At 46.3% G+C, this 14847-nt stretch carries 9 protein-coding genes; 5 read left to right on the forward strand and 4 right to left on the reverse strand.

The features are described 5' to 3' along the window. Positions 1-59 precede the first annotated feature (59 nt). The gene (locus BN93_RS09265; RefSeq protein ID WP_009229364.1) at positions 60-2264 is read left to right on the forward strand and encodes a S9 family peptidase; all 2205 of its coding nucleotides are present in this window, start codon (positions 60-62) and stop codon (positions 2262-2264) included. Between the two features lie 1417 nt (positions 2265-3681). Here the strand turns inward: BN93_RS09265 and BN93_RS09275 are convergent. Then, on the reverse strand, positions 3682-4209 hold the full coding sequence (locus tag BN93_RS09275; protein WP_019188055.1) for a pyridoxamine 5'-phosphate oxidase family protein: 528 nt from the start codon (positions 4207-4209) through the stop codon (positions 3682-3684). A 177-nt stretch (positions 4210-4386) separates the two neighbouring features. Between BN93_RS09275 and tsaA the strand changes: the two genes are divergently transcribed. From tsaA to BN93_RS09295, 4 genes are all read left to right on the forward strand, one after another. Then, positions 4387-5064: a tRNA (N6-threonylcarbamoyladenosine(37)-N6)-methyltransferase TrmO gene (gene tsaA / locus BN93_RS09280; protein ID WP_019188056.1), complete on the forward strand. Its 678-nt coding sequence runs from the start codon at positions 4387-4389 to the stop codon at positions 5062-5064. Positions 5065-5389: 325 nt separating this feature from the next. Next, positions 5390-5731 (forward strand): hypothetical protein, encoded by a 342-nt coding sequence (locus tag BN93_RS17955; protein ID WP_198007505.1) that lies wholly within the window; start codon positions 5390-5392, stop codon positions 5729-5731. A 1277-nt stretch (positions 5732-7008) separates the two neighbouring features. Further along, positions 7009-9471 carry a phenylalanine--tRNA ligase subunit beta gene (pheT, locus tag BN93_RS09290; protein WP_019188059.1) on the forward strand — a complete coding sequence of 821 codons (2463 nt, stop codon included), beginning with the start codon at positions 7009-7011 and terminating at the stop codon, positions 9469-9471. Between the two features lie 167 nt (positions 9472-9638). Next, on the forward strand, positions 9639-10358 hold the full coding sequence (locus BN93_RS09295; RefSeq protein WP_019188060.1) for a YebC/PmpR family DNA-binding transcriptional regulator: 720 nt from the start codon (positions 9639-9641) through the stop codon (positions 10356-10358). A gap of 271 nt (positions 10359-10629) precedes the next feature. On the opposite strand, the gene BN93_RS09300 is transcribed toward BN93_RS09295, so the two are convergent. From BN93_RS09300 to dnaB, 3 genes are all read right to left on the reverse strand, one after another. Then, entirely contained in the window at positions 10630-12270 is a 1641-nt protein-coding gene (locus BN93_RS09300) for a hypothetical protein (RefSeq protein ID WP_019188061.1), read from the reverse strand. 232 nt (positions 12271-12502) lie between these two features. Further along, positions 12503-13183: a tetratricopeptide repeat protein gene (locus BN93_RS09305; RefSeq protein ID WP_019188062.1), complete on the reverse strand. Its 681-nt coding sequence runs from the start codon at positions 13181-13183 to the stop codon at positions 12503-12505. 80 nt (positions 13184-13263) lie between these two features. Continuing rightward, a complete protein-coding gene (gene dnaB, locus BN93_RS09310) occupies positions 13264-14742 on the reverse strand; it encodes a replicative DNA helicase (RefSeq protein ID WP_009229356.1) in 1479 nt (492 codons plus the stop codon). Positions 14743-14847 lie beyond the last annotated feature (105 nt).

Consider the following 14847-nt stretch of genomic DNA (forward strand, 5'->3'; position numbering starts at 1 on the left):
TGCAAAAGTACGGATTTTTAATTATCTTTGTCCGCAATTACGACTAAAAACATTCAATCATGAAAAAAGTAATCATATCGTGCATGGCCTTCCTCCTGTCGCTGTCTAGCGGTTCGGCGGCTGGCACGCTAGACTTGAAAAAGATTACCGATGGTACGTTCTCGCCAGAGTACATCAGCGGCATTAAACCCATTGCGGGTACCGACCTCTACGCGCAGATAAGCGACGACGGGCAACGCATCGTACGCTATTCGTTTAAGACAGGCAAACAGGTAGACGTTCTGTTCGACGTGAACGACACGCAAGGGCAAAAGGTGAAGTCGTTCGACAGTTACATCCTTTCGCCCGACGGCACGCGCATACTTATTTGCACCAACCCGAAAAAGATTTATAGGCGCACCTTCAAGGCCACCTATTATATATATACTGTGGCATCGCGCCGACTGGACAAACTATCCGACGGAGGGCCACAGCAAAATCCCACGTGGTCGCCCGACAGTAGGCAGGTGGCTTTCGTGCGCGACAACAACATTTTCTTGGTGAAACTGCTCTACGACAACGCCGAAAGCCAAGTTACCAAAGACGGAAAGCTAAACGAAGTGATTAACGGCGTGCCCGATTGGGTAAACGAGGAGGAGTTCGGCATTAGCAGTTCGTTGGTGTTTAATGCCGACGGAACCATGATTTGCTGGGTGCGCTATGATGAGAAAGACGTGAAAACCTTCTCGTTACAGATGTATCAAGGGCAATACCCTTCGCACAAGGAGAACCAAACTTATCCTTCTTTCTTTGCATACAAATATCCAAAGGCAGGCGAAGACAACGCCAAAGTGTCGGTATGGAGTTTCGACATCAAGTCGCGACAAACCAGAAAGCTCGACGTGCCATTGGATGCCGACGGCTATATACCACGAATTAAGACCACCAACAATGCCGACATGATACTTGTCTACACCATGAACCGCCACCAAGACATGCTGAACGTATATACGGTGAACCCTCGCAGCACCGTTGCACAGCTGTTGGTAAGGGAAAAAGGAGACAAGTATGTGAAAGAAGAGGCCATCGCCAACATATCGGTTTACAACAATAGCTTTCTACTTCCAAGCGACCGAGACGGCTACATGCACCTCTATCTATACGACATGGGCGGAAAGCAGATACGCAAGATAGGCGACGGAAACTACGACATCACCCAAGTTTATGGCTATGACGAGCAAACGGGCGACGTATTTTACCAAGCTGCCGTGCCTACCGCGCACGACAGACAGGTATTTGTGAACCACAAAAACGGCAAAACTGAGTGTTTAACAAAGCAAGAAGGCTGGAACAACGCCATCTTCTCGGGCGACTTGAAGAACTTTATCAACACGTGGAGCAATGCCACCACGCCTTACACCTTCACGCTATGCGACGCTCGCGGCAAAGTTATATCCACATTGCTAGATAACAAACAGCTCGTTGCCAAATACAAGCAAGAAGGACTTTCCGAGCCCGAATTCTTCTCGTTTACAACAGGCGATGGCGTAAAGCTAGACGGCTGGATGGTTAAGCCTGCCAACTTCTCCCCATCAAAGAAATATCCCGTCATCATGTTCCAATACAGCGGACCGGGCAGTCAGCAAGTAGTAAACTCGTGGGGCATTGGCTCGATGGGGCAAGGTGCACTCTTCGACAGGTACTTGGCCCAAGAAGGCTTTATCGTTGTATGCGTGGATGGGCGCGGAACAGGCGGCAGAGGTTCGGCTTTCGAGAAGTCCACCTACCTGCAATTAGGCAAGCTAGAATCGCAAGACCAAGTGGCCACAGCCCGCTATCTCGCCTCACTACCCTATGTAGACGCCAACAACATCGGCATTTGGGGTTGGAGTTTCGGCGGTTTTAACACGCTTATGAGCATGAGTTCGGGCGACAACGTCTTCAAGGCTGGCGTTTCGGTGGCTCCCCCCACTTCATTCCGCTACTACGACACCATCTACACCGAGCGATACATGCGTACGCCCAAAGAGAATGGCAAGGGATACGACGACAACGCCATGTCGCGCGCCCACAATCTGCATGGAGCCTTACTCATTTGCCACGGATTGGCAGACGACAATGTGCATCCGCAAAACACCTTTGAGTATGCAGAATCGCTTGTTCAGGCCGACAAAGACTTCAAAGAATTGTATTATACCAACCGCAACCATAGTATCTATGGCGGCAACACACGCAACCACTTGTTGCGCCAGATAACCAATTTCTTTAAAGAACAACTGAAATAACCTTGGTTCATCCACAAATAAAAGCCCCAAACCCTTCTGTAAAGGAAAGGTTTGGGGCTTTTCCGTATATAACCGACCACACTATTACATAACACTAGCCACGCCATTACATTACATAACATTAATCATGCTTTTGCGTAACATTGGCCACACTATTGCATACAAGCACTTGGCTAGCGCGCCGTGTTTCGCCTTACTAACACAGACACAGGCAAACGTTTCTTAATTATTGCTGTCCGCTAAACTTCAATTCGGCTCGGTTTCTCTATCCGCAATGCCCATCCATAGGCGTTGCAGATTCCGTTTTCGAAAAGTAAGCCCCCTTTCAGATTATCATTCATCCCAGAAACTCTTCCATGTAAGTGCTCTTTTACTGGCACAAGGATTAAATTCAACACAGTCGCGCAATGGCACTGAATAACGGCCATAAGATTGTAAAACATTTGTACCAAAATTTAACATTATGAGTGCCCTCGCCGTAAAAATTCCAGGCATCGGTCGGATTTTCGCGCGTATTTTTAAAGTTTGTAACCATTTGATTTATTGACGTTTACGATAAATAAGGCACAAAAACATGCCTTTTGGCATGTATTAGGGGTGCAAAACAACATGAAGTGCTGAACCAAACGCCACCAAGCAATTTTTCATTCCAAATGGTCAAAATGCCTATAAATAACGTTGAAAATGGTGCTTTTTATGGGTTTTGGCTGCATTTTGCAGCATTTTACCTTGCATTTTGGTGCATATTGCAATGCGTTTTGGTGCATATTGCAATGCGTTTTGGTGCATATTGCAATGCGTTTTGATGCAAAATGCAATGCGTTTTGATGCATATTGCACTGCGTTTTGATGCAAAATACGTTGCAACATCTAGCGATTAGACTCCATTTTCTTGTAGTTGCGGATGCAAATTTGGGAGAATTTTTCTTCAAAGAGAAATGCAAAAGCATAGAAAATGGCCAAAAACGGAGGGGATAAGCACGCAAAAATTGCTGAAAACTCATCGTTTGGGCGCATTTTATATAACTTTTAGGAGGTATTATTTTCTAGAATGGTTCGCCCGAAAAACGTGCTTTGTAAAATATATTTATTGTTTTAACAAATCGCAAGTAGACATTTTCCGAGATAAGAACAACATCCATGTATCTGCATGAGCGATAAGACTAAACATAATGGGCGCAATGATGCGAACAAGTTTAAGCCCTTACTGACGTAATGATATAGGGCAACGAAACGCGTATGGCGTTCACGTTCACCCAGTTGCGCTTTTAATTCCAATCGGCTGTCCGCTATATCGCGTTTGTGAAGAACAGAAAGGGGCTTACTTTTGGTGAGAGGTGAAACTAATTTCTCTATTTGTCGGCAACCTGAACACCATATCTGCTGTTTCAAATCTTTTAGCGGACAGCAATATTTCTCAATCTGCCTTATTGCCAGTTGCAGCTTGGTTTCCTCCAGCCTTGCTCACCTTCTTGCACTTACCAGAAAACTCTTGCATCTCAATCTTAATGATTTCTGTACGATGAAACGATGCCCGCGTGTACTTCTCGCCCAATTGTTTGTGTTCAGGCGACAGCTTGTTGATAAGCAGACGCAAGGCTTTCATGCGTTCGTCTTCGTCTAATCCCACTCGGGCTTGGCCATAAATCACCACACTTTCGTATTCGGTAGTGAAATTTGCAGGCAGCAAATTAACGTTACCCACAATGCAAAGGCACACATGCGGGTTCTTGGCTATTGCCCTTAACTTCTTTCCTTCGGGTGCGCAATGCAGGTAAAGCGTATTTTCGCCGTCCCAAACGTGATTCACGGGAATGGCGTAAGGCATCCCTTCTTCGTCTATCATCGAAAGAACGCCATACTCGGCCGTATCTATCAGTTCTATGGCGCGTTGCTCGGTCAACAGTCGGTCGCGCCTTCTAACATGGTCGTTATTGTATTTCATAACTTCTTCTTTTAACGGCAAAATTAAGTATTTTTTGCCACAACAGCCCATAACATTTCATGGTTTGTGCGGTTAAAGTGGGTTAATTGCTTTAACTTTGCAGCTAATTAAACCACGTATGGATTGGCCGACACCTTCGTTCTCCCACACCATCCATGCCCAAATCACAGTTGCACAATGACAGAAATACACCCCATAGCCCATTTTCGTTCGCCTTTCAGCTCGAAGTTCGGCATACCCAAACAAAGCGGATTGGTACAAGATGTACGCGGCCAAATAGTTTTCGAACCCACTTATCGCACAAAAGACGCCCTGCGTGGGCTCGACGAGTTCGACTACCTATGGCTTATTTGGCACTTTTCGGCCAACAAACACGCACCCAACAGCCTTGTTGTTCGTCCGCCATTGCTAGGCGGAAACGCCAAGATGGGCGTGTTTGCCACGCGTTCTCCCTTCCGTCCTAATGGCTTGGGACTGTCCTCTGTGCGGCTAGAACGCATTGAATGGGAAACAAGTCAAGGGCCTGTTATACATGTTTTGGGTGCCGACTTGATGGACGGGACACCCATTTTCGACATAAAACCCTACATCGCATACGCCGATTGCCACGTGGGGGCACGCAGTGGCTTTGTAGACAGAACGGCCATTGCACGACTTGACGTGTGCATACCCGAACGTTTTCGCCCCATTTTCTCTCCCGAAGACCTCAAAACGCTTTGCGAGGTGCTGGCACTCGACCCTCGCCCGCATTATCAAGACAATCCCCAAAAGGTGTATGGCATGCCTTTTATGGACAAGGATGTGCGTTTCACGGTGTCTGCCGAGGGGCAACTATTGGTGGTAGAGGTGGTATAAGCCGCCTTACCCCTATCGATTGTTAGCACAAGTCATGGCCCCAAAACTTGCTAATAAACACATTTACACCCTTACCAACCTTCCTTTTTAATCTTTTCCTCACCATTTTGATGAAAAATTATGTAAAAGTTTGCCTATTTAAGAAAAGAATTATACCTTTGCGAACAATACTAAAAACCTAACAGGGCCATTACAACATGGGGGACGCACCATAAAAACTACTTTTCTGCTAAACGCGGTTAACTTAATCCGAAACGTAAGTCCCACATTTGTACAAACGCATTAGAAACTGAACTAACGATAAAACAATTATAAAAACAAACTAATGATGAGAATTTCTACGCTATTGCTGGGAGCGACCTTATCGCTTTCCACTTTTTCTGCTATGATGGCGCAAACCTATTGTCAACCCACAAAGAATAGTGGAGGAAACAATTGGGCACATGCCAATTCGCAATCGTTTTACAGCTTGAAGGTTTCTTCGGATGGTAACGAAGTATATCGGTCTACTGACGAAAAAAACATAGTAAACGGCATTGATAACGTTTCGACAGACAAAGCAGCCGCCGAAGTGCACACACTTGAAGGCATAAAGCTCAACAAGCAAGTAAACGAATTGCCTAAGGGCATCTATATCGTTAACGGCAAGAAGGTGGTAGTGAAATAGCAGACGAAAGAATATTCAAGGCACACCTTAATAATATGTTATCAGATATTAGAGATGTAAATTTGTGAATATGCCGTGATGGCATCAACACAATGATTTCCAGCATCCCTCGCACGTCATTGTGCAGGGGATGCTTTTGTTTTTATCATAATCGAAAACGATTCGTTTTAGGTACTAATTGCCTTATGGGCAAGTTCGCACATATCGAGATTGTCTTTATTTTAACACCAATCAGCACACACGGCGCAATCGCTTTTGTCTACTTTTCAGCAAGAATTTTAACATTCTGAGTACCCTTTCCGACAACCAACTGCCCATCTTGCCGCAAAAAATCGATTCTCGCGAAGGTTTCTTTTGATGCAAAAAGGGGTTAGCATGTGCATGCGGCAAAATGAATATTCATTCCCAAAAGCCGCCATTAGCACCCATTTTGGGGCTATTTGCTGCTAAATGCAGTGCAATATGCTGCTAAACGCAGTGCAATATGCTGCTAAACGCAGTGCGTTTTGGTGCTAAATGCAGTGCGTTTTGCCGCTAAATGCAGTGCGTTTTGGTGCTAAACGCAAGGTAAAATGCTGCTAAATGCGGTGCCGAATGCTGCTAAATGCAAGACGAAAAGCATAAATATCCGCCGAAATAGCATAAACAAAACCTTATCGAACCATGAAAAGCATGGCTCAAAGGGGCAAAATGGCCGTTAAAAAGTGGAATTTTAGGGTCTAAAAGCAGGTAATTGGAGTTGAAAAAATAAGAGTCGGCAAGCAAACCAGAAAGGCAAAATGGTGCAAAACGCAGGTCTTCTTCTTAAAAACAGACAAGTTAGAAGACGTAGCAGGTTATAAATAGTGGATGTTTGCCAACTTTTCAACCAAAATTTTCGCTAGAACGGAGTGGGAATTAGAGCGTTATTGTAAAATAAAATAAACGATTTTAAGTTTTGTGAGTTGATGAGTTGACAAGGGGACTTAGATGACGAGTTAACCAGTAGGCTGATTAAACTTTTCCCTTCTTCCAGCGAAACACATACCATTTAAAGAGCAAATGCGCGACCAAAGACACGCTAGACACGGCCAAATTTTATATCCCCAACATGCAAAACAGCGAGAACTTACGCACATGTCCGCAGGATGTACACCATTGCAAGAGGCGCAAGCCAAAGGCGTGTTGGCATCGCGGAGACGGCAACAGAAACAATTTGTAACTTCAATATTTTGCGAAACTGCATGTTTTTTAGTAATTTTGCGCATTATTTGGGTATACAAAACAACTTTATATAAATGAACATTTCATACAAATGGCTGAAAGAGTATGTCGACTTCGACCTTACACCGCAAAAAACGGCAGAGGTATTGACTTCTTGCGGCCTTGAAGTAGACTCTGTGGAAGAGGTTCAAACCATCAAAGGTGGCTTGAAAGGACTGTATGTGGGCGAAGTGCTTACATGCGAGGCGCATCCAGACTCCGATCACTTACACATCACAACCGTTGACTTGGGCAAGGGCGAACCTTCTCAAATAGTATGCGGCGCACCCAATGTTGCCGCCGGACAAAAGGTAATAGTGGCCGATGTGGGTGCCGTGCTTTATGATGGCGACAACGAGTTTGTTATTAAGAAGTCGAAGTTGCGCGGCGTTGAAAGCTTTGGTATGATTTGTGCAGAAGACGAAATTGGCGTGGGAACGGCTCACGACGGCATCATCGTTTTGCCTGCCGACGCTAAGGTTGGCCAGCCTGCCGCCGAATATTACCAACTGGAAAGCGACTGGCTTATCGAGATTGACATAACAGCTAACCATGCCGATGCACTAAGTCATTATGGCGTGGCACGCGACCTGTACGCCTGGTTGGTGCAAAATGGTTATGAAACTACATTGAAACGCCCCAGCTGCGATGCCTTCGTGGTAGACAATAACGACCTGCCCATAGATGTAACCATCGAGAATAACGATGCCTGCAAACGCTATGCTTGCGTATCGATAACCGACTGCGAGGTGAAAGAAAGCCCCGAATGGCTGCAAAACAAGTTGCTTACCATCGGTCTGCGCCCCATCAACAACATTGTAGACATCACTAACTACATCATGATGGCCTACGGACAACCCATGCACTGCTTTGATGCCGACATGGTTAAGGGCCACCACATCATTGTAAAGACTCAACCTGAGGGAACAAAATTCGTTACTCTAGATGGCGAAGAGCATACGCTTGGCCCTTCTGACCTGAGCATCTGCAACGCAGAAGAACCGATGTGTATCGCTGGCGTGTTTGGTGGAAAAGGCAGCGGAACATACGAAACAACACGCAATGTTGTGTTGGAAAGTGCGTATTTCCACCCAACATGGATTAGGAAAAGCGCACGCCGCCACGGACTTAGCACCGATTCGAGCTACCGCTTTGAGCGTGGCATCGACCCTAGCGGCACGGTGTATGCCCTGAAACAGGCCGCCATTCTTTGCAAAGAACTGGCAGGTGGCAAAATATCTATGGAGGTAAAGGACGTTTACCCCGAACCAATAGCCGACTTTGACGTAGACTTGAAATATGCCTATGTGGGGCAAGTTATTGGCAAAGAGATTGGAAACGATGTTATTAAGCGCATTGTGACGAGTCTTGGCATGCAGGTGGTTGAAGAAACCAACGAAGGTTTGCAACTCAAAGTTCCCGCTTACCGCGTAGATGTTCAACGTCCTTGCGACGTTGTGGAAGATATTCTGCGCATCTACGGCTATAATAACGTGGAGATACCCACACAACTGAAAAGTTCGCTAACGGTACACGGCGACGAAGATAGGGAGCATAAATTGGAAACGCTTATTGGCGAACAACTTGTTGGCTGCGGATTTAACGAGATACTGAACAACTCGTTAACGAAGGTGGCCTATTACGAGGGATTGAACAACTACACGGAAGATACTTGCGTGAAACTGCTGAACCCGCTTAGCGCCGACTTGGGCATGATGCGCCAAACATTGCTGTTTGGTGGACTGGAAAGCCTTTCGCGCAACGCCAACAGGCAGAACCAAAACCTGCGTTTCTTTGAGTTTGGCAACTGCTATCACTACCATGCCGACAAAGCAGACGAGGAAAGCCCCATAAAAGCCTACTCGGAAGAAAAGCACTTGGCACTGTGGCTAACGGGTAAACGCGTGGAAGGCTCGTGGATTCATCCCGATGAGCAATCTTCGTTCTACGAATTGAACGGCTATGTGCAAAACATCTTCGCTAGACTTGGCATCCCTGCTGGCCTATTGGTTTACGAAAAGAGCGAAAACAACATCTTTACTTATGCCCTTAAAGTGATGAACAGGGGCGGAAAGGTTGTTGCCGAACTGGGATATGTGGCCGATGGCATTCGCAAGAACTTTGGTTTGACGAACGAAGTGTTCTTTGCTGACTTGAATTGGACTGCCCTTATTAAGCTGACAAGCAAGAAAGACATAGAATTTAAGGAGATAAGCAAGTTCCCGGCCGTTAGTCGCGACCTCGCTTTGTTGCTCGATAAGGAAGTGTTGTTTAAGGATGTTGTGGCCGTGGCCACGCAGACGGAGAAGAAATTGCTCAAGAAAGTTGAGCTGTTCGACGTGTACGAAGGCAAGAATCTGCCGCAAGGCAAGAAGAGTTATGCCGTGAACTTCATCCTGCAAGACGAGAATGCAACACTTAAAGACAAGCAGATTGAAAGCATTATGCAGAAGTTGATAGCCAACCTTAAAGGCAAACTTGGAGCTGAATTGCGCTAAACGGGCTGCAACAAAAGATGCTGGTAAAGACATCTAACGTAAGAATATAACGATAAAAATAGATAATAATATAGGAGTGAGGCACTGACGCCCTGCTGCATGTTGCACTTATTTTGCCATGCAACGATGTTATAAGGGCGCAAACTCGCTCGTAAACGCACAATCCTATGGGAAGAGCATTTGAATATCGCAAGGCTGCGAAACTGAAAAGATGGGGCCATATGGCCCGCACGTTTACAAAGATAGGTAAACAAATTGCCATTGCCGTAAAGGCAGGAGGCCCCGAACCAGAGAACAACCCTACGCTTAGGGCCATCATCGCGAACGCGAAACGCGAGAATATGCCCAAAGACAACATCGAAAGGGCTATCAAAAACGCGATGGGTAAAGACCAAAGCGAATATAAAGAGGTGACATACGAGGGCTATGGGCCGCATGGTGTGGCCGTATTCGTAGACACGCTTACCGATAACACAACGAGAACGGTGGGCGACGTTCGCTCTATTTTCAACAAGTTCAATGGCAATTTGGGTACTTCTGGCTCGCTTTCGTTCCTTTTCGACCATAAGTCGGTGTTCACTTTCAAGAAGAAAGACGGACTGGAAATGGATGAATTGATACTCGATCTCATTGATTATGGCGTGGAAGACGAATACGATGAGGATGAAGAAACGGGCGAAATAACCATCTATGGCGCTCCTACCAGCTTTGGCGAAATACAAAAACACTTGGAAGAAGAGGGCTTTGAAGTTACTGGTGCCGAGTTTACTTACATCCCTAACGACCTGAAAGAGGTAACGGACGAGGAGCGAGAAACTATCGACAAGATGGTGGAAAGACTTGAAGAGTTTGACGATGTGCAGACGGTTTACACCAACATGAAGTAAAAACAAAGCGACATTGCACTGTGGTGGCATGGCTTAGAAACTTCTTTCTGGCCACATTCCAACATAATGCTCACTGATAGGTTGCGCAAGTTAGGATGTTCAATCCCCTTGCGCAACCTTTTTTATTGGATTTTTTCCTTCTGAAACAGCAGCAGTTGTCTCGCATACAAGCCTAGCTGTGGAACACAAAAAACAGTCGTCACGCGTTATTATTCACCAGCTTTCTTTCCACTAACAAAACTTTGTTACAGCGAAAAACATTCTACATACGTTATCTCACGATGGTTTTCTTTCCATCAATGATGTATATTCCAGGCGCAAGCGCACCCTTATCACCCGATATTCTTTGCCCGTTAAGATTGTATATGGTTGGCAATGGGGCGTTTATTTCATTTTCAAACGTCGGTTGTTGGATGCCATTCGTAACATCCTTTACAACGATTGTTTTACCTTCTGCATTCTCTATATCATTGAAATAGGCCTTAAACGCCTTTATTTGTTGATTGCCGAAGAAGGCTTGCAGCTTGTTTTGCCTGTTGAGATAGTAACTTCCCGCTGGCGGCGTGGTGGCATTAAGCGTTCCCACAAATGGGCTATTGGGGTTTGTTTTGGGCGAATGCACCTGCGTTTGGGCAACAAAGATGCTCTTCGTATCTGTTTGCGGACTCACTAAATAGGGTTCGCCTGCTTGCATTCCTGCATCTGTTAGCCGTTGGAAAACAACGTTATTTCCTTCCACATAAGCAAACTTCGCAATGACCGCTGCTTGTCCGAAAATGCTTTTCACCTCACTGGCAGAGAGCGAAACGGGCAATGTAAGGGTGTTGAACACGCCTTGTTTAAGTGCTTGATGAATTTGTACGTTTACGTTTTGCGCCTCTCCATACGTGTTTAGCTTGTCATCGTAATAGTTTATGGTTACATCTTGGGCCGTGAGCGGGTACAAGATAAGGGTTGTGCCTTGTGGAATAACAATTCCATAACAATCTATTTCCGCCCCATTGTAAGCAAAACAAGACACGCCTGCTCGCAGATCGGCCAGCTTATACTTCTCGTTGGCGGTGAACGACGTATGAACCCAGCTGTAAGTATACTCAGACAACTTGTTGAAAGGCACGTTTGGAGCCGATGCGCTTTGGCCTGAAACCTTTCTTAGATTTATCCTTTCAACGGCATTGATGGTGGGGAGGGCATCCACTTCTTCGTAAACACCGCGCACTTCGCCCGTAACGAGGTCGCCTCTTTGCCAATCGCCACGCTTGGAAACCAACACACGAATAAGTGCGGTATGGTCTTTCACAAACAATTCTGCATCATTACTGCCCAACACTAGTGCCTTGTTCATTTTCAATGTCGCAGCTTTCCCATGCTCCGTTTGTTTGAAACTGGCGATGTCGGCAATGGTTTCTTCTTCTTTTGGTCTGTCCTCGTTGGGGTCTGTTGTTGGTGGTGTCTGCCCTTCTTCGTACGCTATCTCTACTTTTTCGAGCGAAAATGTCTTGCCCCTTGGCGGATAAACCGTGATAACCAACTGCTGTGTGTTGCCTTGCCAAACATTATCAGCCGTCAATTTACCACTCGACACCTCCATTTCTCCTGCTTTCGGCAGAACTTCTTTGCCCGATTTGAGGAAATGGAGAGTTACTTTTCGCATGTTTTTCTGTGCGGCAATAATGAGCGTGTTGTTGCTGTACAAGCGCGCATAGCCCCAATTTACGGGCACAACCCTACCCTCACCCCTGCTGAAAGTGAGCAACACCCCACCTTGCTCAACGGTAGTGAGGGGATAACTTTGGCCTTTCCTAACCTTGGGCATTAGTTTGGTAAGGTCTAACACTTCTGCGCGCATGCCTACAATGCCGCAAACGCAGGCAAACAACAAGATAAAAGTTCTTATGTACAGATGTTTCATGGTTATTAGTAGGTATTAATTAGTTAATGATGCAAATATAGTTGTTTTGCAAATATTTGCATATCACAAAGCAGAAAGATGTAATGAATTAAGCAAAGTTTAACACTAAGGATGGATTTATGGGGAATTAAAGGGAGTTTTAGAACAGCAGACAATGAAAAAAGGAAGACTAAAGTCCCCCTTTTTATAAGTCCACCCCGTTACAACAAGCACTTTAAGTGAAAAACAAAAGCTACCGCCGCTTACATCGTTTGTAGAGTTCGGCAAGCTCCGCACGCGGTACGCCCATCTTTGTAAGCCTGTTAAGTTCTTGCATAGCCTTATCAAACTGTTTCATGTCGATGAGCGTTTCCACCTTATATATATAGTATTCGGTATTGGTGTTATCTTTTGATATGGCCTGCTCGTAATCGAACAAAGCCAATTGCAGCATGCCCCTTTCTCGTTCAATCCCTGCACGTACAGCGTAGGCCAAAGCCTTATCAGCGTGTTGGTTCACCAATCTGTTCGCCAAATCAAGGGCCTCAGTGTGCCGTTTCATCTTTTGATTTAAAAGGGCAAGGGCCACCAATGTTTCAAAGTTGCCCGGAATATGCACCAATAGCTTTTCGTAATCGGCCTTAGCCAGGTCGTAACGGCGCATCCGTTCGTATGCAAAGGCTCTGAAATACAATGCCGTTGCGTTGTTGGGAAAACGCGTTAAGACGTTGTCGTACTCGTCTTTGGCGTATTGCCATTGTTCCAATTGCAGGTTCAGAGCCGCTTTTCGCAAGCGTAAGTCAACAGAATCGGGGTGCATGTCGGCCTCCTTAGCCAACACGGCAATGCTGTCGCGCAACTCTTTCTTTGTCTGTGCGGCAACATTAAAGCTTATTGTGGCGACCAAGAAGGCCAAAATTATGTTTCGTTTCATTTCTTATATGCTGAGAATGGAGGGGTATTTTGTTTGCCAATCTCGTTATTCCCTTACTTTAAAGAACGCTGCAAGGAGCGTTAGAACGGCATCGGTTCATCGTTCATACGCGAACCAATCAAGCCGCCACCATCGTCGGGCAGAGCGGGTTGCGAGGGGGTATCGTCGGGGTTTTCAAACCTCGTGTACTGCCCTTTAAAGGTAAGCAGCACGTCGCCCGTGGCACCTTTACGGTGTTTGGCAATGATAATTTGCGCCATTCCGTGCAAGTCGTTACCCTTATCGTCTTCAAATATATGGTAGTATTCGGGGCGATGCACAAACAAAACCATGTCGGCATCCTGCTCAATGGCACCCGACTCGCGCAAGTCGCTCAGCTGTGGACGCTTTCCTTCAAGGCCTTCACGATTCTCTACGTTACGACTAAGCTGCGACAACGCAATGACGGGGATGTTTAACTCCTTGGCTAAGCCTTTAAGCGAACGGCTGATGGTTGACACTTCTTCTTGTCGGCTGCCGAATTTCATGCCGTTGGCATTCATCAGCTGCAAATAGTCTATCATGATAACGCCCACACCTTTCTCTCTAACCAAACGGCGTGCCTTGGTTCGCAGTTCGAAAACAGAGAGACCAGGCGTGTCGTCCACGTACACTTGTGCCCCTTGTAGGTTACGCAACCGTTTGTCAAGTCGGTCCCATTCATCGGGCGTTAACTGTCCGTTAAGTATCTTACTGCCCACAATCTCGCATACATTGGATATAAGTCGGTTAACAAGCTGCACGTTATTCATTTCGAGCGAGAAAAATCCGATGGGCACTTGTGCATCTACGGCGATGTTCTTAGCCAAACTTAGCGCAAAGGACGTCTTACCCATTGCAGGGCGGCCGGCAATGATAATCAGGTCGGACGGTTGCCAACCCGACGTTATCTCGTCTAGTTTGGTATAACCTGTGGGCACTCCCGTCATGCCACCGCTATTGGCCGAGGCCTTTTGCAGTATGTCGATAGCCTGCTTTATCACGGGGTCTATCTGCGTAAAGTCCTGCCGCATGTTCTTCTGAGATAGTTCGAAGAGCGCGCCCTCGGCCTCTTGCATCAGATTTTCAACGTCGATACTCTCGTCGAAAGCCTTTGTTTCGATGTTACTGGCAAAAGAAATAAGTTGACGAGCCAAGAACTTGTGGGCAAGTATGGCCGCATGGTACTCAATATGGGCCGAAGATGCCACTTGCGAGCTGAGTTCCACCACATAAGGTGCGCCGCCAACGTCGTCGATGGTGCCGTCGCGTTTCAGTTGTTCGGTAACGGTCATGATGTCAACAGGCTTTTCGTCCATGTTGAGCGACCTTATGGCGGTGTATATCTTCTGGTGTCGGGGTTCGTAAAAGGTTTCGGGATGCAACATCTCGCTTACCACGGCGAAAGCGTCCTTGTCTATCATCAAGGCACCCAGCACCACCCTTTCCAAGTCTAGTGCTTGGGGCGGCAAGTGTCCGTAGGTGTTGTCAACGGGCACCGATTTTTTCGTTCTTCTGTTCGTATTGCTTGTTTCGGGCATGTTCTATTATGTTTATATCGTGTGTTGTCCCCTATCGTTCGGGGCGTTTCTCAATCAACAATTTGGCCGTTCGCAACATGTATATCTCTTCTTCGCAACACCGGC

Origin of the sequence: Prevotella conceptionensis 9403948, assembly GCF_000312305.1 — a bacterium.
GTDB classification, from domain to species: Bacteria; Bacteroidota; Bacteroidia; order Bacteroidales; family Bacteroidaceae; genus Prevotella; species Prevotella conceptionensis.